Below are 20,316 nucleotides of genomic sequence, written 5' to 3' on the forward strand. Positions count from 1 at the left end.
CACCCTTGCCCCTTTCCCTCAGGAAATCCCTACTTAGTAAAGGTAAACGCCAAAGTGGATGTGGGGGAAAACGGAATACAAAAACCCCAGTGTAGCACCCAAACCCCCTCCCGCTAAAGAGAGACCGATTAGGTGAAGCGGGTATACGCTTACACCGCCTCCCAAATAAAACATTTCGTTTATTCGGTAGTCGTAGCCCACGCCAATATACGGGTCAATAAGTAGAATCGTTCCTAGTTCCCAATAGAGCGAGCCTTTTTCCGGATATAAAGGCTCAAAATAGCTTTTATAAGCTATGCCAAGCCCCAAGTTTATGCCAAGAGTAGAAACTATCCCCCCTTTTTCATCGGCAGAGGGCCATCCCAACGCAACGGTGTCCAAACCCACTTGGAACTTAGGCACCCGAGGGTTACCCTCTGCCATCCCAAAGCCAAAAACCAGCGCCAACAGGAGGAAAGTCCAGACTTTCACCTTCATATTTACCTCCCAGTCTTATTCTACATAACTCCCTCTTTTGTGTCAAGAGCATGTAATTGGCCACTACATTTGAGACACCTTGGGGAACCGACCCCTCTTGTATCTTAGCCAGGAACTCCAAAGCGGCAAGGCCACTCAGGGCCATGTGGGGCCTTCTGCGGTTGTAGTAGTCCAGGTAGGCCTTGAGCTCTGCTTGTAGCTCGGCCACCCTCGTTGGCAAAGCCCGGGTATAAAACTCCTCTTTGGGGCCCCTACCCCAAATGAACCTCAGCTCCTCCACCCGGAGGAGGAGCTCCGGCCTCCAGTGCACCTTTCCCCGCAGGCGCCGGGGGCGGCGGGACTTGGGCTTGAGTCCGGCGAGGCCTCCTTCCCTCAACGCCCTTTCCCAGCGGTAGTAGGTGGCCCGGCTGATGCCCAAAAGCTCCTCTATCTCATCCCAGCCCCTTTTGCTCTCCCGCAGGGCCTTGACCAATCTGAGCCTGGGCAGGCGTTTCCCCGCCTCCGGGTCGCCCGCTCCTGCCTCAGCTAACCTCCGAGCTTCCTTAGCCCCTTGCCATATTGCCCGGCCAACCGTGGTAAGATGCATCTGGGGAACCTCCTCCCGAGAATCGGTTTCCCTATTTTTATCACGTTCGGTGTCTCACATGTGTTTGTCCAGGTTCAGAGCAAAGTTACGACAAATCCAAATGGGGTTTGCACACATAACGCATAATGCTAGCGCTGCTTGTCAGAAACCTACTTCCCAAGGTTAGATAGGACCATGAGCCTATCCTTGAAGGCGCGCATACGAGAGGAACTCTCGAGGCTAAAGGAAGAGGGTCTCTACATCCGCCCCCGGGTCCTCGAGGCCCCCCAGGAGCCCGTCACCCGGGTGGAGGGGCGGGAAGTGGTCAACCTGGCCTCCAACAACTACCTGGGCTTCGCCAACCATCCCTACCTGAAGGAGAAGGCCCGCCTGTACCTGGAAAGATGGGGGGCGGGAAGCGGGGCGGTGCGCACCATCGCCGGCACCTTCACCTACCACTTGGAGCTGGAGGAGGCCCTGGCCCGTTTTAAGGGCACGGAAAGCGCCTTGGTCCTGCAGTCAGGCTTCACCGCCAACCAAGGGGTGCTGGGAGCCCTGCTGAAGGAGGGGGACCTAGTCTTTTCCGATGAGCTGAACCACGCCAGCATCATTGACGGCCTGCGCCTCACCAAGGCCACCCGCCTGGTTTACCGCCATGGGGATGTGGCCCACCTGGAGGAACTGCTGAAGGCCCATGACACCGAGGGCCTCAAGCTGATCGTCACCGATGGGGTCTTTTCCATGGATGGGGACATCGCCCCCTTGGACCGCATCGTCCCCTTGGCCAAGAAATACGGGGCCGTGGTGTACGTAGACGACGCCCACGGAAGCGGTGTTCTGGGAGAGATGGGAAAGGGCACGGTCCACCACTTCGGCTTCCACCAGGACCCCGAGGTGATCCAGGTGGCCACCCTTTCCAAGGCCTGGGCGGTGGTGGGGGGGTATGCCGCCGGGGCTTGGGAGCTTAAAGACCTCCTCATTAACAAGGCCCGGCCCTTCCTCTTTTCCACCAGCCACCCCCCGGCGGTGGTGGGGGCCCTCCTGGGGGCCCTGGAGCTCATCCAAAGGGAGCCCGAGCGGGTGGAAAGGCTTTGGGAGAACACCCGCTACTTCAAGGCGGAGCTGGCCCGCTTAGGCTACGACACCCTGGGGAGCCAAACCCCCATCACCCCCGTGCTCTTTGGGGAAGCCCCCTTGGCCTTTGAGGCGAGCCGCCTCCTTTTGGAAGAGGGGGTTTTTGCCGTGGGCATCGGCTTCCCCACCGTGCCCCGGGGGAAGGCCCGCATCCGCAACATCGTAACCGCCGCCCACACCAAGGAGATGTTGGATAAGGCCCTCGAGGCCTACGCCAAGGTGGGCCGGAAGCTGGGGGTCATCCGCTAACCCCCGCCTTGGGGGCCCTTGCCATGCCGGTAAGCCGCACCCTGGGCCGGGTCCTCACCCCTCCCCCTCTTGTTGCCTTCATGGTGGCCTTGGCGGAGGCCCCCAAGGGGGGAAGGATCCTGGAGCCTGCCGCAGCCCACGCCCCCTTCCTCCGGGCCTTCCGGGAAGCCCAGGGCACCGGTTACCGCTTCCATGCGGTGGAGGTGGACCCCCTGGCCTTTGACCCGCCCCCTTGGGCTGAAGGCCAGGTGGCGGACTTCCTCCTTTGGGAACCGGATGGAACCTTTGACCTTATCCTGGGGAACCCCCCTTACGGCGCCTTGGGGGCGGGGGCCAGGCTCCCCGCGGAAAGGCGCGGGCTTTACCGCAAGCGCTTTACCACCTGGCACGGGCGCTACAACCTCTACGGGGCCTTCTTGGAGAAAGGGGTGAGGCTCCTCGCTCCTGGGGGGCTTCTCATCTACGTGGTCCCCGCCTCGTGGATGGTGCTGGAGGAGTTCAGGAAGCTCCGGGCCTTCCTAGCCCGGGAAGGGGGGGTGGAGGTCTACTACCTGGGCCGCCCCTTCCCGGAGGTCAAGGTGGTGGCCACCGTGGTCCGCTTCCGGAAGGGGGAAAGGGGGCTAAGGCTTTACGATGCGGAAGGCCCCCTTTTTCCTAGCCCCGTCCTCCTCCTCGAGGACCCCTCTTGGCAAGGGGAGCCCATCCGCTTCCCCGACCCCACGGCCTTGGCCATGGAGCGGGAAGGGGTGGCCTTGGGGGAGGTCTTCGGGATCCACTTTGCCGCCCGTAGCCCCGAGATCAAGGCCCACCCCCTCACCCGGACCGCCCCAGGCCCCGGCCTGGTGCCGGTGCTCACGGGGAGGAACCTGAAGCCGGGCTTCATAGACTACGATACCCCCTATTCCGGCCTCTACTTCCCCAAGAAGGCCGTGAGCCTCCTTAAACTCTTCTACGCCATCCCCCACCTGGTGGTGGCCCACACCCGGCACTACCAGGTGGTGGCCGCTTGGGACGAGAGGGCTTATCCTTGGCGGGAGGAGTTCCACCTCTTACCCAAGGGTCAGCCGGCGTCAGCCGGCTATCTTGCGGGGGTAAGGGTTGATCCGGCGGCCTTGGTGGCCCACCTGAATAGCCCCCAGGTACAGGCCTACTACCGGGGACTGTACCGGGAAGTGGTGCCTCACCTCACCCGAGCCATGCTGGAGGGGATACCCCTTCCCCCAGACCTCCTTCACCGCCCTGTAAAGTAGACCCTCAAGACCAGGCCCAAGGCGAAGAGGAGCCCCAAGGCCACAAAGACCTCCGGGCGTCTGGGAGGGTCCTTCAGACCCCGGTAGAACCAGCCCCCCGGCTCGAGGCCCCCCAGATAATGCAAGCCGACAGCCAGAAGAAGCCCGTAAAGGAGGTGCAGGCCGTCCTTGGGTCTCAGGCCCGCCCACAGGAGAGCGAACCCCAGGACCACCTGAAGGATGGCCACCCAGGCGGTGCCCCTAAGGACCCGGTAAAACCGCCCAGGAAGGGGGCGCCAAAAACCCCAAAGCCCCACCAGGGCCAAAGCCGGCACCGCCACCAGGAGGAAGAGGCCCAAAAGGGAGTGGAGAAAAACCAGGGCCGGCACAGCGGGCATCTTACGGTCTGGAGCAAGCCCCTGGCAAGGCCAATAATCGGTAATGAACACAGGGAGCTCCGGAAAGCCGCCCCCCATCAAGGCCCATCCTTAAGGGAAAACTCGTGGCCCAAACCCTGTGGTATACTGAAGGGGTGAGCTACGACGCTTCCGCCATTAAGGTTCTCAAAGGCCTAGAGGGGGTGCGCCACCGCCCCGCCATGTACATCGGGGGGACGGGGGTGGAGGGGTACCACCACCTCTTCAAGGAGATTCTGGATAATGCGGTGGACGAGGCCCTGGCGGGTTACGCCACCGAGATCGTCACCACCCTAAACCCCGATGGCTCCCTCACCGTGGAGGACAACGGTCGGGGCATTCCCGTGGACCTGATGCCGGAAGAGGGCCGGCCCGCGGTGGAGGTGGCCTACACCGTCTTGCATGCGGGCGGCAAGTTTGAAAGCGGGGCCTACAAGGTGGCCGGGGGCCTGCACGGGGTGGGGGCCAGCGTGGTCAACGCCCTTTCCGAATGGACGGTGGTGGAGGTCTTCCGAGACGGAAACCACTACCAGATCGCCTTTGGCCGGGGAGAGGTTACCCAGCCCCTCACCGTGGTGGGCCCCGCCCCCAAGGGGAAAAGGGGCACCCGGGTCACCTTTAAGCCCGACCCCCTAATCTTCGGCAACTTGGCCTTTGACCCCAGCAAGATCCGGGCCCGCCTGCGGGAGGTGAGCTACCTGGTGGCGGGGCTCAAACTGGTCTTTAAAGACCTCATCCACGGGCGGGAGGATGTCTTTTTGGACAAAGGGGGTGTGGCCTCCTTCGCCAAGGCCCTGGCAGCGGAGGAGGAGCTTCTTTACGAGAAGCCCTTCCTCTTCCGGGGGCAAGAAGGGGATGTGGAGGTGGAGGTGGGCCTCATCCACACCAAGGGCTACACCGCCGAAATCCTCACCTACGCCAACATGATCCCCACCCGGGATGGGGGCACCCACCTCACCGCCTTCAAGTCCGCCTACAGCCGGGCCCTGAACCAGTACGCCAAGAAGGCGGGGCTCAACAAGGAAAAGGGCCCCCAGCCCACGGGGGATGACCTCTTGGAGGGGCTCTACGCCGTGGTGAGCGTGAAGCTTCCCCAGCCCCAGTTTGAGGGGCAGACCAAGGGGAAGCTCCTAAACCCCGAGGCGGGGAGCGCCGTGGCCCAGGTGGTCTACGAGAAGTTCCTGGAGGCCCTCGAGGAGAACCCCCGCATCGCCAAGACCGTCTACGAGAAGGCCCTGCGGGCCGCCCAGGCCCGGGAGGCGGCCAGGAAGGCCCGGGAGCTGGTGCGCAGGCAAAACCCCTTGGAGTCCGACGACCTCCCCGGGAAGCTGGCCGACTGCCAGACGGAAAACCCCGAGGAAGCCGAGCTTTTCATCGTGGAAGGGGACTCGGCCGGGGGGAGCGCCAAGCAGGGCCGCGACCGGCGCTTCCAGGCCATCCTGCCCCTAAGGGGCAAGATCCTCAACGTGGAAAAGGCTGGGCTTTCCAAAGCCCTGAAGAACGCCGAGGTGCGGGCCATGGTGGCGGCCATCGGGGTGGGGATCGGGGGCACGGGGGCGGTTCATTTGGGGGTTGGGGCCCCCGAAGCGGAGACCCACTTTGACCTGGAGGGCCTCCGCTACCACAAGATCATCATCATGACCGACGCCGACGTGGACGGCAGCCACATCCGCACCCTCCTCCTCACCTTCTTCTACCGCTACATGCGGCCCCTGATTGAAAAGGGGCACGTCTTCATCGCCCAGCCCCCCCTTTACCGCCTGCAGGTGGGCAAGAGGGTGGAATACCTCTACTCCGACGAGGAGCTGGCCGCCCGCCTGAAGGAGCTGGGGGACAAAAACTACGAGGTGCAGCGCTTTAAGGGCCTGGGGGAGATGAACCCCGAGCAGCTTTGGGAGACCACCATGAACCCGGAAAAACGGGTGCTGAAGCGGGTGAGCCTCCAGGACGCCCTCGAGGCCAGCGAGCTCTTTGAAAAGCTCATGGGGCAGGAGGTGGCCCCCAGGCGGGAGTTCATTGAGGAGCACGCCCGCTACGCGGAGCTGGACATCTAATACCCTCCAGGGCCCAGCCGGGGCTGGGCCCCAGGACACGGGACAGCACCAGGCGGTTCATTTGAGGGTTTGGGGGGGCAAAGCGGAAGCCCTCAACCCTAAACCCCCGACCTACGATTGCCCGGGTCGCGGAAGAGCCTAAGCACCCCCTTATGTCCTATTCCGAGGGCGGGTTTATACTCGGTTTAAGGAAAGGGGGAAGCCATGGAACTCTTTGGAGAAGCTTGGGCCCAAGCCTACTGCCAAAAGCTGAACCAGAGCGAAGCCTACAAAAAGGCCGCCGCGGCTTGGGAGGGAAGCCTGGCCCTGGCGGTGCGCCCTGATCCCGCCTTGGGATTCCCCCAGGGGGTGGCCGTGGTCCTGGACCTTTGGCACGGGGCGTGCCGGGGGGTGAAGGTGGTGGAGGGGGAGGCGGAGGCCGACTTCGTCATAGAGGCCGACCTGGCCACCTGGCAGGAGGTGTTGGAGGGCCGCCTCGAGCCCCTTACCGCCCTCATGCGGGGGCTTTTGGAGCTGAAACGGGGCTCCATCGCCGCCTTAGCCCCTTACGCCCAAGCGGCCCAGGAGCTGGTCAAGGTGGCCCGGGAGGTGGCATGAAGGCTTTGGTCTACCACGGGCCCTTCCAGGTGGCGGTGGAGGAGGTACCCGAGCCCAAGCTGGAGGCGGAAACCGACGCCATCGTCCAGGTGGAGCTGGCCGCCATCTGCGGCTCGGACCTGCATATCTACCACGGCAAGATCGCCGGGGTCCTGCCGGGAACCGTCCTAGGCCACGAGTTCGTGGGGCGGATCGTGGAAAAGGGGGCCTTGGTGCCCTTTTCCCTAGGGGAAAGGGTGGTGGGGAGCTTCCAGGTGGCCTGCGGGGACTGCCCGGCCTGCCGCAAGGGGCAGTACTTCGCCTGCTTGAAGGGAGGGGTTTACGGCTTCGGCCTGGCCCTGGGCAACCTCCAGGGAGCCCAAGCGGAGCGGGTGCGGGTCCCCTTTGCCCGGCATAGCCTTTTCCCCATCGGAGACCTGCCCGCAGAGGAGGCCATCCTGGCGGGGGATATCCTCACCACCGCCTACGGGGGGGTGCGGCCCTTCCTCGCTCCGGGGATGAGTGTGGCGGTGGTGGGCTCGGGGCCCGTGGGCCTCATGGCCCAGATGGTGGCCCACACCCTCGGAGCAGGGCTTGTGATGGCCATCGACCTCGAGGAGGGCCGGCTGGAAAAAGCAAGGGCCCTGGGCAGCCTGCCCCTAAACCCCAAGGCAGAAGACCCCGTGGCCCGGGTGCGGAAGGAAACGGGGGGGCTAGGCGCAGACCTGGTGGTGGAAGCCGTGGGCGGGGATGGGGAGGCACTAGGGCTTGCCCTGCGCCTGGCGGGCCCTGGAGGGATGGTCTCCAGCCTCGGGGTGCCCACCGCCGAGAAGCTGGAATATCCTTGGCTTTCCGCCTTCAGCCGGGGCCTCACCCTGAAAAGCGCTCTGGCCAACATCCCTCGCTGGATTGAGGAGGTCCTGGCCCTGCAAAGGGCGGGGAGGCTTAAGGGAAGCTTTGTCTTCAGCCACCGCCTGCCCCTCGAGGAGGCCCCGGAGGGCTACCGGCTTTTCCACGAGCGCCAGGCCACCAAGGTGGCCTTGGTGCCCTAAACGCAAAACCGCCGCCCGCAGGCGGCTTCTTCCTCTGACTTCTTCAGTATACCACGGTTTACCGGTATGTAAAGGGGTATGCAGCAAAACCCGTCCCCGACGGGCTAAAAGCCTCTGGGTCCCCGCTTGGGACCGCGCCAGTAGGGGCCCCAGGAAGCCTTCCCGAAATACCTCGGAACTTTTCCACTTTTTAGGGCAAACCCTCCCCCTTGGAAACCTTCCCCACCGGAAGGCACAAAAGTGCCGTTAGAGGTGTGCGACTGGGGCCCCACCCTAGCTTGCCCCGGGGTGGTATGGCGTTGGGCAATGTAACCTTCCTCCCCCTCCCCTTGGGCAACCGGGCTACCCTCAAGGCAAAGGGGGTGAAGCCATGGCCCGGTATCTGGTGGTGGCCCATCGCACGGCCAAAAGCCCCGAACTGGCGAGAAAGCTTCTGGAAATCCTGGACCAGGACCCCGAGGCCCGCTTCGTCCTCCTGGTTCCCGCCGTGCCCCCTGGGGGCTGGGTCTACGAGGAAAGGGAAATCCAGGAGCGGGCAAGGAAGGAGGCCGAGGCTGCCAAAGCCGCCCTCGAGGCCCAAGGTATCCCAGTGGAAGAGGCCAAGCCTGGGGACGTTTCCCCCCTCTTGGCCATGGAGGAGGAGCTGGCCGCCCACCCCGGGGCCTACCAGGCCATCGTCCTGGCCACCCTTCCTCCCGGGCTTTCCCGCTGGCTCCGCCTGGACGTCCACACCCAGGCCGAACGGTTTAGCCTGCCGGTGATCCACGTGATCGCCCACTGAAGCCTAATCCCCTTCCCCACCTCCCCGGCTTGTTTCTCATCCTGGCCCCGTATACTCGGCCTCGTGCTGGGGCGGTACGTCCTTAGGGAGGTCTTGATCCCCTACCTGGTGGGGGTGGTGCTCTTCGTGGCCCTCCTCACCTTTGACCTCCTCTCCAGCCTCTCCGGGGTGCTCCTGAGCCGAGGGGTTGGGGTGGAGGCCATCCTCAAGCTCATCCTCTACCGCCTACCCTGGACCCTGAGCCTAGCCCTTCCCTTGGGCCTGGTCTTCGCCATCCTGGTGGGCCTGGCCCGCCTCATCCGAAGTTCGGAGCTGAAGGCGGCCTACGCTGCGGGCGTACCCCCCTGGGCCCTCCTAAAACCCCTGGCGCTTTTGGCCCTTCTGGTGAGCCTTTTCAACCTCCTCAACCTGGCGGAGCTCCGCCCTAGGGCCCTCGAGGCCTACGACCGGCACCTGGCCCACCTCCTATACGGGGAAGGGGCCTATAGCGGGGTGCTCCGCCAGCAACTTTATGCCCCCCCGGGCCTCGGGGTCTACTACGCCGAGGAGGTGCGGCCCGAGGTGGGGCAGAACCGGCTTTTTGGCCTCCGAGTGGTGGACGAAAGGGGCCGGGTATACAGCGCCCAGGAAGGGGTCTGGGACCGGGAGGGGTGGCAGTTTCGGGGCTACGTGTGGGATGGGGAAGGACCCAAGCCCTTCGCCGGCCTCCTTCCCTTCCCCGTGGAGTTTCGCCCTAAGGAAAGCCTGGGCTCCCGTGACCCCTACGACTCCACTACCCTCTGGGAGCTTTGGCAGAGAAGCCAGGTGGAGCCCTCGGCCCGCTTCGCCTTCCACCGCCGTCTGGCAGACGCCTTGGGGGGCTTCTTCCTGGGCCTGGTGGCCGCCGCCTTGGGCCTCGCCTTCCGGGAGGCCGCCTGGGCTTTCCTTAGCATCGTCCTCCTCATCTTCGGCTACTACGTGCTTTGGACCCTAAGCGCCCAACTGGCCCGCTATGACGTAAATCCCCTGTTCGCCTACCTCCCCAATGGGCTCTATGCCCTTTTGGGGCTCTACCTGGTCTGGAGGTTACGGTGACCACCCTGGACCGCTACCTGCTGCGGGAAGCCTTGGGCCACTACCTCCTAGGGCTTGGGGCCATCGTGCTGCTCTTCCTGGCAGGTGCGGTCTACGAGGTCCTGGCTCCCCTGGTGGCCAAGGGGGCGGACCCCTACACCCTTCTCCTCTATCTCCTCTACCGCACCCCCGAGGCCTTGGTGCGGGGAAGCCCGGTGGCCTACCTTTTCGCACTGCTTCTCCTCCTCTCCCGCATGGCCGAGGACTCGGAGCTTAAGGCCCTTCTCGCCCTGGGCATCCGGCGGGAACGGGTACTCCTGCCCCTTTTGGCCCTGGGAGGGGTATTGGCCCTCTTGGGCTTCGCCTTAGGGGAAAGCCTGGTGCCAAGAAGCCTGGCGGCGGGGCAGGACCTCTTGAGGCGGCAGGTGTTGGAACGCCCCCGCACCCTCCTCACCCCCGGGGCCAGCTTCCAGGACGCCAAGGGCCGGGTGGTCTACGTGGGGGAGGTGAGCGGGGATAGAATCGGGAAGCTACGGATTCTTTCCCGGGAGGAGGTGGTCTTGGCGGAGGAGGGAAGGTTCGGAGGAGGGGTTTTACGGGTGGAAAGAGGCCTGAGGATCACCTATGAGGGGGACCGGCCAAGAACCGTAACCCGCTTCCAAAGGGGCGAGCTGGTCCTTAAGGACCTCACCTTTGAGCCCTGGCAGAACCCCGCCAACCGCATGACCCTAAGGGAGCTAAAGCAGGAGGTGGAAAGGCTCAGGCAGGCGGGGGTGAAGGCGGGCCTCGAGGCCACCACCTACCACCGCCGCTTTGCCGAACCCACGGCCAGCCTCATCTTCGCCCTCTTCGCGGTGGGGCTGGCCTTTTACCTCTTGGGCGGGTCCCGGAGCCTGGGGCTTGTGGGGGTGGCGGTCCTCACCTTCTTTTACTACGCCACCTGGAGCGTGGGGCGGATCATGGGGGAGCAAAACGCCCTAAACCCCCTCCTGGCCGCCTGGGGACCCAACCTGGTCTACGGGCTTTTGGGCCTCCTTCTCTTCCTGGGAGGGCGGAGGTGAAGGCCCTTGCCCTGGCCATGGTCCTCCTTTACCTTTGGAATCCCGCCTGGGCCCAGGAAAAGGTGCTGAAGGTCCTGGAAGCGGAGAAGCTGGAGCTTAGGCAGGAAGGAGACGAAGAGGTCTACGTGCTCACGGGCAGTCCCGTGCGCCTGGAACGGGATGGGGAGGCCATTGAGGCGGGAAGGGTGATCTATTTCCGCACCCGAAAGCTCCTTTTCCTCTCGGAAGGGGTCCGCTACCGGGACCGGGAGGGAAGGCTTTTGGAAGCGGAAGAGCTGCAGCTTTCCCTTTCCGACGAAAGCTTTGACGCCCTGGAGATGCGCATAGAGGCCAAGGACCTTTTCCTCACCGGGCCCCTTTGCCAGCGGATGGCGGGGGTCATCCTCCTGGAAAGGGGCTACGCCTCCCCCTGTGTCCCCTGCGGCCAGGAGGTGCCCGACTACGGCTTCCGCGCCCGGGAGATCGTCCTTTACCCGGGGGACCGGGTGGTGGCCCGGGGGGTGGTGCTTTTAGTCCAGGAAAAGCCCGTTTTGGAGCTTCCGGTCCTCCTCCTTTTCCTATCGGAGCGCCAACCCCGGTTTGAGGTGGGCCAGGACGAGGGGGGCTTGTATGTGAAGGCGGCCTTGCCCTATGTGGCAGAGTTTGGCGTGGGCTACACCCTTCTTGCCTACTACCAGGGCCGGGGCTATGGCTTCGGGTTTGACCACTTTGGAACGGGGGAGGCCAAGGAACGCTACTTCTTTCTCCACACCCCCCCGGACACCTTCCAGTACCGGGGGGAGTACGCCCTAAAGCGGCGGGACTTCTCCCTAAGCGCCCTCCTGGAACGGGACGACACCCGGGACAGGCTTACCCGCTTCCGCCTGGAGGCCTTTTTGCCCGGCACCCCTTCCCCCCAGGACTGGCGCTACACCCTTCGGGCTGAGGGCTTCCTGGACCACGACCCCACCACCCCACCCCCCAGAACCCTCCAGCGCCTGCCCGAGGTGGAGGCCCAAAGCCCCGTCCTCCGGGAAGGCCCCTTCAGCGTGCAGGGGGGGCTGGTGCTGGGCCGCTATCTGGCGGAAACCAACCCCCTAAACCGCTCCGCCCGGGCCCTTGGGCCCTATGCCCAAGCAGGAAGGGCCCTCCTTTCCCATAGCGAAAGCCTTTTCCTTTCCCCCTGGCCTGGGGCCATCCTTAGGGCGGAAAACCGCTTCCGGGGCTTCTACTACACCACGCAAAACCCGGACGGGGAGTACGAGCGGCAGATAGACTGGGCCACCACGGCCAGCCTCCGGCAAACCCTGGGGGGCTTCAGCCTAGAGGCCAGCTACCTTCGTAGCGTCCAGGAGGGGGAAACCCCTTTCCGCTTTGACGCCCTACCAGAGCGGCGAAGCCACCAAGCCACCTTGAGCTTGGGCCTCCAGGAAAGGCCCCTGGCCCTAAACCTCAAAGGGGGCCGGGACCTGGAAGGAGGGAGGTACCTGCCCTTAGAGGCCCAGGCCAGCCTTCAGGACCAGGGATACCAGCTGACCCTAGGGCACAAGCGGGGCCTCGAGGGGGAAGGGCCCTTGGAGACCCGCCTCGAGGGGAGCCTCACCCCCTACCCCTTCTCCCTCAAGGCCAGCCTCCGCTTTGACCACCCAAAGGCCCTCTTTGACCCCCTCCTCTTGCAGGGGGCCTACGCCCTCCCCGGGGGAAGCCTGAACCTGAGCCACCGCCATGGCCTTAACGGGGAAGGCCCCCTCACCACCGATCTCAGCCTCGCCCTAAGGGAGGGGGTCAGCGCCTACACCCTAAGGGCCTTAAGGGACTGGCAGAAGGATACCCTAAGCCTCCAAGGGCAGGCCATCTTGGGCCCCGAAAGCCTCTCCCTGCAAACCACGTGGGACCCCACCGCCTTGGCCTACACCCTGGGCTACCGCTGGGGAAGCCTCCCTGGGCCCCTTTTGGACCTGGCCCTTTCCGGCCGGTACCAGGAGGGCTTTAGGGCCACGAACCTGCGCTTTGGCCTCACCCAGGCCCAGCCGGAGGTATCCTTCCGCCTAGGCGCCAACCTCCACCTCCCCGAGGTGGAGGACCGGGAGATCTACCTCAAGGATGCCACCTTTAGCGGGGGGATGGAGCTTTGGCCACCGGTGCCGGCGGATGAAGCGGGGGAAGGGGCCATCCCCGGGCTTTCCCTCTCGGGAAACCTCACCTACCTGCGCCAGCCGCAAAGGCCCGAGGGCTATGGCCTCGCCTTGCGCAACTTCGGGCCCACCTTCACCTTCCTAGGCCGGGAGAAGACCAAGCTCCACCTCTCCGCCCTCCTCACGCAAAACCTGCCCGGGGAGCCCTTAAAGCCCCGGTTTGTCCTGGTGCTGGACCGGTGTTGCTGGGCCCTACGCTTCACCCTGGATGCCGCCAAGGGCAGCGTGGGCCTGGCCTTCCTCTACGGAGGGCAGGCGGCGGGGCTTCTCCTTTCCCAGGAGGGCGTAAAGCTGGGAGGTGGCCGGTGAAACGGTTAGGGTTTACTCACTTGGTTTTGGGCAGCTTGGCCCTTCTCCTAGGCGCCTGCACGGGAAGCCAAGAACCCCCCCTGCCGGCCCTGGTGGCCATGGGGGGAGGGGGGGAGGTGCGCTTCTACCGGGCCAAAGACCTCCAGGGGAGCACGGCTAGCCCCGTGACCACCTGGAACACCCCAGGACTCCAAGACCTGGCCTACTCCAATGGCTTCGGAAGGCTTTACCTTCTCCTAGGGGACCGCCTCGAGGCCTACCCCACCCAGGGCTTCGGGGGGGATGCCGCGCCCCAGCCTTCCCCCACCACCGCCAACCTCCCTAGTGGCGTGGACTGCACGGGAGGCTACCTCCAGCTTGGACAGAACCGGCTTCTGGCCCATTGTCCAAGGGCCTCCCGGGCCTTCCTCTGGAACCTGGATGGCTCGGGCAACCTGAAGGAAGCGGACCTCACCGGCCTTCCCCCGGAGGTGCGCCTGGCCCTTTTCCCCCAAGGGGGGGAGGAACTTCTGGCCTACATCACGCAGCAAGCCCTGGGCTACCGGCCGTGGCAAACTCCCACCCCCAGCCTGGAAAAACCCCTGGACCCCCAGGCCAGCCAAGGCCCCTACGATCTCCAGCTGGACCGCTCCCAGGGGCGGCTTTTGGGGCTTGCCGCCACCGCGCTCGAGTTGCGGCTTTACACCCTGGAGGGCCAGACCCTCTCAAGCCGCAAGGTCCTTGGGGATTTTCCCCAAAGGAGCCGTCTGGCCCTGGACCCCGTGGGGGGTGGGGTGGCTTACGGCCTAGGGTTCCAGGTTCTTTTCCCCAAGGACTCGGGGCCCCAGCAAACCTTCAAAACCTACGCGGCCGGCCTGGTGGGGCCGGATGGCTACCTTTACCTGGTCCAGGACCAGACCCTAGAGGTCTACGATCTGACGCCTTCCCCTCCCTTCTTCCTACGTCAGCTGAATTTAGGCTTCAGCCCCACCTCCTTGGCCTTCATCCCCGTAGAATGAGGCATGCTCCAAGGTAAAGCTTTCCTGGTGACGGGGGCTGGGGGGGCCTTGGCCCGGGCGGTGATCCCCGCGCTTTATAGGGCTGGGGCTCGGCTTTTCCTCTCCGACCCTCGGGAGGAGCGGATGGCGGAACGGGCCAGGACCTATGGGGCCCAAACCTTTGTGGCCGACCTCACCCGGCTAGAGGAGGCCGAGGCCCTGGCCCGCTTTGTGGAAGGGCAAGCCCCCCTTTTCGGGGTGGTCCACACCGTGGGCGGGTTCGCCGCCGGGCGCTTCCTGGACTCCGACCCTGGGCTATACGATTGGCTTTTGGACCTGAACCTGCGCACCACCTTTAACCTCCTAAGGGCCACCCTGCCCTACATGGAAGCCCGCCGGGAAGGGTTTTTCGCCGCCGTTGCCGCCGGAACCGCCTGGACGGGGGTAGGGCCCCACCGGGCCCTTTACACCATGGCCAAGACCGCCCTGGCCAGCCTCCTCCGCTCCTTGCAAGGGGAGGTGGAAGGGGTGCGCTTCCTCCTCCTCTACCCCATGGGCACCCTGGACACCGAGGCCAACCGAAAGGCCATGCCCGAGGCCGACCCTAGCCGTTGGATCGCCCCCGAGCTTCTGGCCGAGGCCCTCGTCCTGGCCGCCACCGCTAGGGGCGGAAGGCTTTTGGAACTGCCCATCTACCCCCCCATCTAGCCCCCAGGTACGCCCCCAGGACGTCCGCCAAAAGGTCCAGGCCAAAGGCCTCCCGGCCAGGGACATGGCTTTGGTGCCACTCGTCCACCACCCCGTACATAGCCGCCAGGAAAAAAGCGGAGCGGGAATCCCCAAGGGCTACCCCCAGGAGAAAACCTAAAAGCCCATAGGCCAGGAAATGGGCCCCCTTATCCCAAGGGTGCGGCAAGCCCATCCCGGTAGCAGGCTGGTCGGAAAACCACCACAGTAGGCCCATCTCCCCCAGGGCCAAAAGGGCGGCCAGAAGGCGCCAGGGGCTAGGCACCCTCTTCCTCCACCAGCTCCCAAAGCACCCCTAGGCCAAAGCTAGGGTGGAGAAAGGCCACCCGGTGGCCCCCGAAGCCAGGCCGGGGCACCTGGTCTAGGAGCCTGGCCCCTTGCGCCTTCAGCCGGGCGAGTTCCTCCTCCATCCGGGGAGTAGCGAAGGCCAGGTGGTGGAGCCCTGGGCCCCGCTTGGCCAAAAAGCGCCCCACCGGGGTTTCGGGCCCCATGGGGGCCAAAAGCTCCACAAGGGCCTCCCCTTGGCCCTTCAGCATCGCCACCTGGACCCCCTGGGAGGCCACCTCCCCTTCCGCCACCACGCCAAAGCCCAAAAGCCCATAGCGGGCCTTGGCCTCCTCTAAGTCCTCCACGGCAATGCCCACGTGGTGTAGCCGCATGGGAGGATTCTACAGGTCGTACCAAGGGGGCTTACCCCGGTAAAGCTCCAGCTCCCCGAAGACCTCTTCCTTGCTGGCCTCCTCGAGGCGGATCACCTGGGGCGGGCAGCTTTCCACGCAGGCCCCACACCCCGTGCAGGCCTCCACCTTGAGCCTGAGCACGTACTCCTCCCCCTCCCGCACCCTATAGACCGCCTCCGTGGGGCAGACGTTGGTGCAGACCGGGCAGAGGGTACATCCTTCCTCCACGGCTATCTTGGGCCAGCGCACGGTAGAAGCCCGCTTGGCCGCAAGGAGGCGCAGGCGAAGCTCCGCCGGCAGGCCCTTTTCCCCAGGTTCCGCGGCCAGGGGAGGCTCGGGCACCAGATCGGCGGCGGTGCGCTTGGCGCTTCCCAAAAGGGCCTGGAAGAGCTCCCTCCGGCCCACCTTCTCCCCGGGAAGCTCCCCTTGGCGGACCTCCACCTCCACGGGGTGGTAGCGCCGGGCCTCCTCGGCCATCCTCTCCAGGTGTTGGGGCACCAAGGGGCCCCCAATCCTGCAGGTGGCGCAGTCTCCCCTGGCGAGGATAAGCTGGCCAAAGCGGCTTCCCGCCTCGGCCAAAAGCCCCGGGGTCAGGCGGCCCAGGCACACCACCTCCTCCCCCTTGCCCTCGGCCTTGGAGCAACGGATCTGCCCCTTGCCCCGGATCAGGGCTTCCTGGATACCCCCTAAGGGATACTCCAGGGCCACCCCCGGGCAGACCCCCGTGCAGAGGCCACATCCCGTGCAGAGCACCTCGTCCAGCTCCACCCGGAAGCTTTCCAGCTGCACCGCGCCTTTAGGGCAGACCTGGTAACAGCGGTCACACCCCCCCACGCTGTTCTTGTAGAGGAGGCAGCGGGTTTCAGCATACCGGGGCCTGGGATCGGTGGCCTTCAGGAAGGCATTTAAGAGGTTATCCAAAAGGCCCATCTACGCCCCCAACAGGTCCTGAATGGCCTCCAGGAACGCCTCAAACTGCCGGAAGTCCATCTGCTGCTGGTTGTCGGAAAGGGCCACCTTGGGGTTGGGGTGGACCTCCACGTGCACCCCATCCGCCCCCACCGCCAAGGCCGCCCGGGCCAGGGGGGCCAGGAGGTCCGTACGGCCGGCGGCGTGGGTCACGTCCACCACCACGGGCAGGTGGGTTTCCCGCTTGGCCAAGGCCACCGCGGAAAGGTCTAAGGTGTTCCTGGTCCAGCGCTCAAAGGTGCGGATCCCCCTTTCCACCAGGATGACCTGCTCGTTTCCCTGGCTAAGGATGTACTCGGCGGCATAGAGCCATTCCTCCATGGTGGCGGCAAGCCCGCGCTTGAGGAGAACGGGCTTGCGCGAGCGGCCCACCTCCTTAAGGAGGGCGAAGTTTTGCATGTTACGGGCCCCCACCTGCAGGATGTCGGCGTATTCCGCCACCACCTCCACATCCCGGGTATCCATGACCTCGGTGACGAAGACCAGGCCAAAGGCCTCCGCCGCCTTCCGCCCCAGCCTTAGCCCCTCCACCCCCAGGCCCTGGAAGCCGTAGGGGCTGGTCCGGGGCTTGAAGGCCCCACCCCTCAGGACCCTGACCCCCTTGCCGGCGAGAAAGCGGGCCGTTTCCATCATCTGCTCCTCGGACTCAATGGAGCAGGGGCCGGCGATGAGGAGGGGCTTCTCCCCAAAGACCACGGGGCCCACCCGCACCCGGGTGGGCTCGGGCTTGTGCTGGCGGGAGTAGAGGAACTTCTTCTGATCCTCCTGCTCCTCGAGGTCCAGGCTGGCCTTGAAGATCTCCTTAAATAGCTTCCGGATGGTCTCCGCGGGGAAGGGGCCAGGGTTTTCCGCGGTGAGGTAGGCCAGCATCTCCTCTTCCCGCTTGGGGTCGTAGTGGGGTAGGCCCAGCTCGGTCTGGATGCGGCCGATCTCCTGCACCAACCTCCCCCTTTCAGAAAGGAGGCGCAGGATTTCCCGGTTCACCCGGTCCACCTCTTTGCGCAGGGCCAGGATGCGCTCGTCCATGGGTTATTCTATGGGCTAAGCCCTAAGCGGGTGTCAAGCGGTTTCCTCCTTGGGCCTCGCCCGCTCCGCTACCCGGGCCACCAGCACGGAGATCCAGTAAAGGACCAAAAGGGGGCCAGTGACGATGGCCAAGGAGACCACGTCCACCGTGGGGGTGATGACCGCAGCCAAGGTGAGGAGGAGGACCACGGCGATCCGCCAGTTGCGGGCCAAAAAGGCGGAGGAAAGGATGCCCAGCCGGGCCAGGAGGTAGCTCACCACCGGCATCTCAAACACCAGGCCCATGACGGTCATCATCATGAGCACCTGGCCCATGTAGCGGCCGATGGAGATCTGGGGGGTGATGACATCCCCCAAAAAGCCCAAGAGGAAGGGGATGGCAAAAGGTAAGAACCCATAGTAAGCGAAAAGGGCCCCCAAGGCGAAGCTGAACCCCGCCCCCAACAAGAAGGGGACCGCCAAGCGCTTTTCGTGCTCGTAAAGGCCGGGGGCGATAAAGGCCCAGACCTGGTAGACGATAAAGGGCAGGGCCAGAACGAGCCCCCCAAAGGCCGCCACCTTCAAGGAGACCAAAAAGGGCTCTGTGATGTCCAAGACGATGAGGTTGACCTGGATGTTGTTGGTCTTGGCCGCCAGGTCCAAAGGCCGCTTCAGCCACTCCAAAAGCTGGACCCTAAAGGTCCAAGCCACTCCCGTACCCACCGCCCAGGCCAATAACGACCAGAGGATCCGGGTCCTAAGTTCCTCTAAGTGTTCTACCAGGGGGGCTTCCTTCAAGCCTTACGCTCCTCTTGGGGTTGGGTAACCTCCGGGGCCTTGCTGGAAGCCTCAGAAACGGGCTTGGGCTTCAGCTCCTCCCTAGCCAACCTAGCCCCTTCGGGGCCCTTGTCGTCCCGCACGTCCACGGACTTTTCCAGCTCCTCGCGGATCTCCTGGGCCCCCCGCTTGAACTCGCGGATGCTTTGGCCCAAAGAGCGGCCCAGCTCAGGAAGCTTCTTAGGCCCAAAGATAAGAAGGGCCACCACCAGGATCACCAGGATTTCCTGCATGCCCAGGTTCATGCTCTTCAGTTTACCACCTATCCTGAAGAGAAGGTGAAGCCTCTATCCCTCCTCCCGCTTCCTGCGGGCGTAGCCCAGAAGGTTTCGCTGCCTTTCCCGGGCAATGGCCAAGGCCTCCTCGGGTACATCCTGAGTGATCACGCTTCCTGCCCCCACCATGGCCCCATCCCCCACCCGCACCGGGGCCACCAGGACGCTATTGGATCCGATAAAGGCCCCTTTGCCGATATGGGTTCTGTGCTTGCGCCGGCCATCGTAGTTGGCGGTGATGACCCCAGCCCCGATGTTGGTCCCTTCCCCCACCTCGGCATCCCCCAGGTAGGCCAGGTGCCCCGCCTTGACCCCGGGGTGGAGGAGGCTATTCTTCACCTCCACGAAGTTGCCCACATGGACCCCCTCCTTAAGGACCGCTCCCGGGCGAAGCCGGGCGAAGGGCCCAGCGTCGGCCCCCCTTGCGATCACCGCCCCCTGGGCCACGGTGTGGGCCTGGACCCGGGCCCCGGGTTCCAAGAGGGTGTCTTCCAGAATGGCATAGGGCCCCACCTCCGCCCCCTCGCCGATTTTGGTCTTCCCCTTGAGCACCACCCCCGGCCAAAGGGTCACATCGGGGGCCAGTTCCACGCTGGCCTCCAGGTAGATGCTCTCGGGCAGGATCATACGCACCCCCCTTCGCATCCACTCCCGGCGCAAGGCGGCAAGGAGCACCCCCTCCACCCGGGCCAGTTCCTCCCGGGTGTTCACCCCAAGGGCCTCCTCCGCCACCCCCTGGACCGCCACCACCTTGCGCCCATGGGCCCGATAGATGCCGATGAGGTTAGGAAGGTAGTACTCGCGGGCAGCGTTCTCGTTTTTCACTTCCTTAAGGGCCTGAAAAAGAAAAGCGTCAAAGGTATAGGCCCCGGCGTTCACCTCCCGGATGGCCTTCACCTCCGGGGAAGCATCCTTCTCCTCCACATTGCCCACCACTTCTTCCCCCTGGCGCAGGATGCGGCCATAGCCGGTGGGGTCAGGGAGCTCCACGGTGAGGAGGGCCATCCCCGCCCCCTCCTCTACCCTCTCCAGAAGAGCCCTGAGGGTTTCCGGGCGCAGAAGGGGGGTATCCCCTTGGGTGACCAAAATGGGCCCAGGGAATCCCCTCAAGAAGGCCTCCGCCTGCAGGAGGGCATGGGCGGTGCCCAGCTGTGCCTCTTGCACCGCCACCTCCACCGGGTAGCCCTTTAAGGCCTCCATCACCTGTTTAGCCCCATGGCCCACCACCACCACCAACTTCTCCGGAGCTAAGGCCAAGGCCGTTTCTACCCCATAGGCCAGCATGGGCTTGCCCAAAAGGGGATGGAGCACCTTGGGCAGGCGGGACTTCATGCGGGTCCCCTGCCCGGCGGCCAGGATCACATGGGCGTGCATAGTGTCATTTTAGAGAAAAGGGGGGTGTAGGGGGCTATAATCCCCCGGTTTTCAAACCGGGGATACATGGGTCAGCGAAGCTACATGCGACCGAAGGTCGCTTAGCTCCCCCACGTGCCCCGCAGGAGCACATGGCATGGTGAGCTGCACATGTGTGGTACAATTCCCTTGGGGACAGCGTTCCCCGTGGACCTTGAAACTTGGAGTAGGGGGTTCCATCGGGTAGTCCGATGGGTAAAACTCCAAACGAACACCCGTGGCAGAGCCAGAAGCATTGCGCTCGCCTGCCGATACGGAGTCAAGGTTTTTCTGGGCTCGGGTC

At 64.5% G+C, this 20,316-nt stretch carries 21 protein-coding genes and 1 pseudogene; 11 read left to right on the forward strand and 11 right to left on the reverse strand.

Annotated elements, in window-relative coordinates; genetic code table 11:
* Positions 1-33: 33 nt before the first annotated feature.
* The 3 genes and pseudogenes from L0D18_RS08115 to L0D18_RS12055 form a co-directional block, all read right to left on the reverse strand.
* Positions 34-477: a hypothetical protein gene (locus L0D18_RS08115; RefSeq protein WP_243028379.1), complete on the reverse strand. Its 444-nt coding sequence runs from the start codon at positions 475-477 to the stop codon at positions 34-36.
* Positions 410-748 carry an integrase core domain-containing protein gene (locus tag L0D18_RS12050; protein WP_479725463.1) on the reverse strand — a complete coding sequence of 113 codons (339 nt, stop codon included), beginning with the start codon at positions 746-748 and terminating at the stop codon, positions 410-412. The genes L0D18_RS08115 and L0D18_RS12050 overlap by 68 nt, the downstream gene beginning before the upstream one ends.
* Positions 728-1,063: pseudogene (locus L0D18_RS12055) on the reverse strand (helix-turn-helix domain-containing protein); the annotation flags it as partial. The gene L0D18_RS12050 and the pseudogene L0D18_RS12055, both read right to left, overlap by 21 nt.
* Before the next feature lie 174 nt (positions 1,064-1,237).
* On the opposite strand from L0D18_RS12055, the gene L0D18_RS08125 reads away from it, so the two are divergent.
* Entirely contained in the window at positions 1,238-2,425 is a 1,188-nt protein-coding gene (locus tag L0D18_RS08125; protein ID WP_243028381.1) for a glycine C-acetyltransferase, read from the forward strand.
* Between the two features lie 23 nt (positions 2,426-2,448).
* Positions 2,449-3,675 carry an Eco57I restriction-modification methylase domain-containing protein gene (locus tag L0D18_RS08130; RefSeq protein WP_243028382.1) on the forward strand — a complete coding sequence of 409 codons (1,227 nt, stop codon included), beginning with the start codon at positions 2,449-2,451 and terminating at the stop codon, positions 3,673-3,675.
* On the opposite strand, the gene L0D18_RS08135 is transcribed toward L0D18_RS08130, so the two are convergent.
* Entirely contained in the window at positions 3,657-4,043 is a 387-nt protein-coding gene (locus L0D18_RS08135; protein ID WP_243028383.1) for a hypothetical protein, read from the reverse strand. The genes L0D18_RS08130 and L0D18_RS08135 overlap by 19 nt on opposite strands.
* A 143-nt stretch (positions 4,044-4,186) precedes the next feature.
* On the opposite strand from L0D18_RS08135, the gene L0D18_RS08140 reads away from it, so the two are divergent.
* From L0D18_RS08140 to L0D18_RS08180, 9 genes are all read left to right on the forward strand, one after another.
* A complete protein-coding gene (locus tag L0D18_RS08140) occupies positions 4,187-6,124 on the forward strand; it encodes a DNA topoisomerase subunit B (protein WP_243028384.1) in 1,938 nt (645 codons plus the stop codon).
* Between the two features lie 204 nt (positions 6,125-6,328).
* Entirely contained in the window at positions 6,329-6,721 is a 393-nt protein-coding gene (locus tag L0D18_RS08145) for an SCP2 sterol-binding domain-containing protein (RefSeq protein ID WP_243028385.1), read from the forward strand.
* Positions 6,718-7,752, forward strand: a complete 1,035-nt coding sequence (locus L0D18_RS08150; protein WP_243028386.1) for an alcohol dehydrogenase family protein — start codon at positions 6,718-6,720, stop codon at positions 7,750-7,752. Before L0D18_RS08145 ends, L0D18_RS08150 begins: the two co-directional genes overlap by 4 nt.
* A 370-nt stretch (positions 7,753-8,122) precedes the next feature.
* On the forward strand, positions 8,123-8,533 hold the full coding sequence (locus L0D18_RS08155; protein WP_243028387.1) for a hypothetical protein: 411 nt from the start codon (positions 8,123-8,125) through the stop codon (positions 8,531-8,533).
* Positions 8,534-8,596: 63 nt separating this feature from the next.
* Positions 8,597-9,607 (forward strand): LptF/LptG family permease, encoded by a 1,011-nt coding sequence (locus L0D18_RS08160; RefSeq protein WP_243028388.1) that lies wholly within the window; start codon positions 8,597-8,599, stop codon positions 9,605-9,607.
* Positions 9,604-10,647 carry an LptF/LptG family permease gene (locus L0D18_RS08165; protein ID WP_243028389.1) on the forward strand — a complete coding sequence of 348 codons (1,044 nt, stop codon included), beginning with the start codon at positions 9,604-9,606 and terminating at the stop codon, positions 10,645-10,647. Before L0D18_RS08160 ends, L0D18_RS08165 begins: the two co-directional genes overlap by 4 nt.
* A 17-nt stretch (positions 10,648-10,664) precedes the next feature.
* On the forward strand, positions 10,665-13,130 hold the full coding sequence (locus L0D18_RS08170; RefSeq protein WP_243028475.1) for an LPS-assembly protein LptD: 2,466 nt from the start codon (positions 10,665-10,667) through the stop codon (positions 13,128-13,130).
* Positions 13,127-14,128, forward strand: a complete 1,002-nt coding sequence (locus L0D18_RS08175) for a hypothetical protein (protein WP_243028390.1) — start codon at positions 13,127-13,129, stop codon at positions 14,126-14,128. Before L0D18_RS08170 ends, L0D18_RS08175 begins: the two co-directional genes overlap by 4 nt.
* Before the next feature lie 3 nt (positions 14,129-14,131).
* Positions 14,132-14,815 carry an SDR family NAD(P)-dependent oxidoreductase gene (locus L0D18_RS08180; protein ID WP_243028391.1) on the forward strand — a complete coding sequence of 228 codons (684 nt, stop codon included), beginning with the start codon at positions 14,132-14,134 and terminating at the stop codon, positions 14,813-14,815.
* On the opposite strand, the gene L0D18_RS08185 is transcribed toward L0D18_RS08180, so the two are convergent.
* From L0D18_RS08185 to glmU, 7 genes are read right to left on the reverse strand one after another with little or no spacing between them, the layout of a single operon-like run.
* A complete protein-coding gene (locus L0D18_RS08185) occupies positions 14,769-15,071 on the reverse strand; it encodes a VanZ family protein (protein ID WP_243028476.1) in 303 nt (100 codons plus the stop codon). The two genes, L0D18_RS08180 and L0D18_RS08185, sit on opposite strands and share 47 nt — an antisense overlap.
* A 40-nt stretch (positions 15,072-15,111) precedes the next feature.
* Positions 15,112-15,513, reverse strand: coding sequence for a methylmalonyl-CoA epimerase (gene mce / locus L0D18_RS08190; RefSeq protein WP_243028392.1), 402 nt, complete (start codon positions 15,511-15,513; stop codon positions 15,112-15,114).
* Between the two features lie 9 nt (positions 15,514-15,522).
* Positions 15,523-16,464: a 4Fe-4S dicluster domain-containing protein gene (locus L0D18_RS08195; RefSeq protein WP_243028393.1), complete on the reverse strand. Its 942-nt coding sequence runs from the start codon at positions 16,462-16,464 to the stop codon at positions 15,523-15,525.
* A complete protein-coding gene (locus L0D18_RS08200) occupies positions 16,465-17,529 on the reverse strand; it encodes a bifunctional 3-deoxy-7-phosphoheptulonate synthase/chorismate mutase (RefSeq protein ID WP_243028394.1) in 1,065 nt (354 codons plus the stop codon).
* 33 nt (positions 17,530-17,562) lie between these two features.
* Complete coding sequence (gene tatC, locus L0D18_RS08205; RefSeq protein ID WP_243028395.1) at positions 17,563-18,306, reverse strand: twin-arginine translocase subunit TatC; 744 nt, start codon at positions 18,304-18,306, stop codon at positions 17,563-17,565.
* Entirely contained in the window at positions 18,303-18,590 is a 288-nt protein-coding gene (locus L0D18_RS08210; protein ID WP_243028396.1) for a twin-arginine translocase TatA/TatE family subunit, read from the reverse strand. The genes tatC and L0D18_RS08210 overlap by 4 nt, the downstream gene beginning before the upstream one ends.
* 42 nt (positions 18,591-18,632) lie before the next feature.
* Positions 18,633-19,994 carry a bifunctional UDP-N-acetylglucosamine diphosphorylase/glucosamine-1-phosphate N-acetyltransferase GlmU gene (gene glmU, locus L0D18_RS08215; RefSeq protein ID WP_243028397.1) on the reverse strand — a complete coding sequence of 454 codons (1,362 nt, stop codon included), beginning with the start codon at positions 19,992-19,994 and terminating at the stop codon, positions 18,633-18,635.
* Positions 19,995-20,316 lie beyond the last annotated feature (322 nt).

This window comes from Thermus albus (assembly GCF_022760855.1).
Classification (GTDB): Bacteria; Deinococcota; Deinococci; order Deinococcales; family Thermaceae; genus Thermus; species Thermus albus.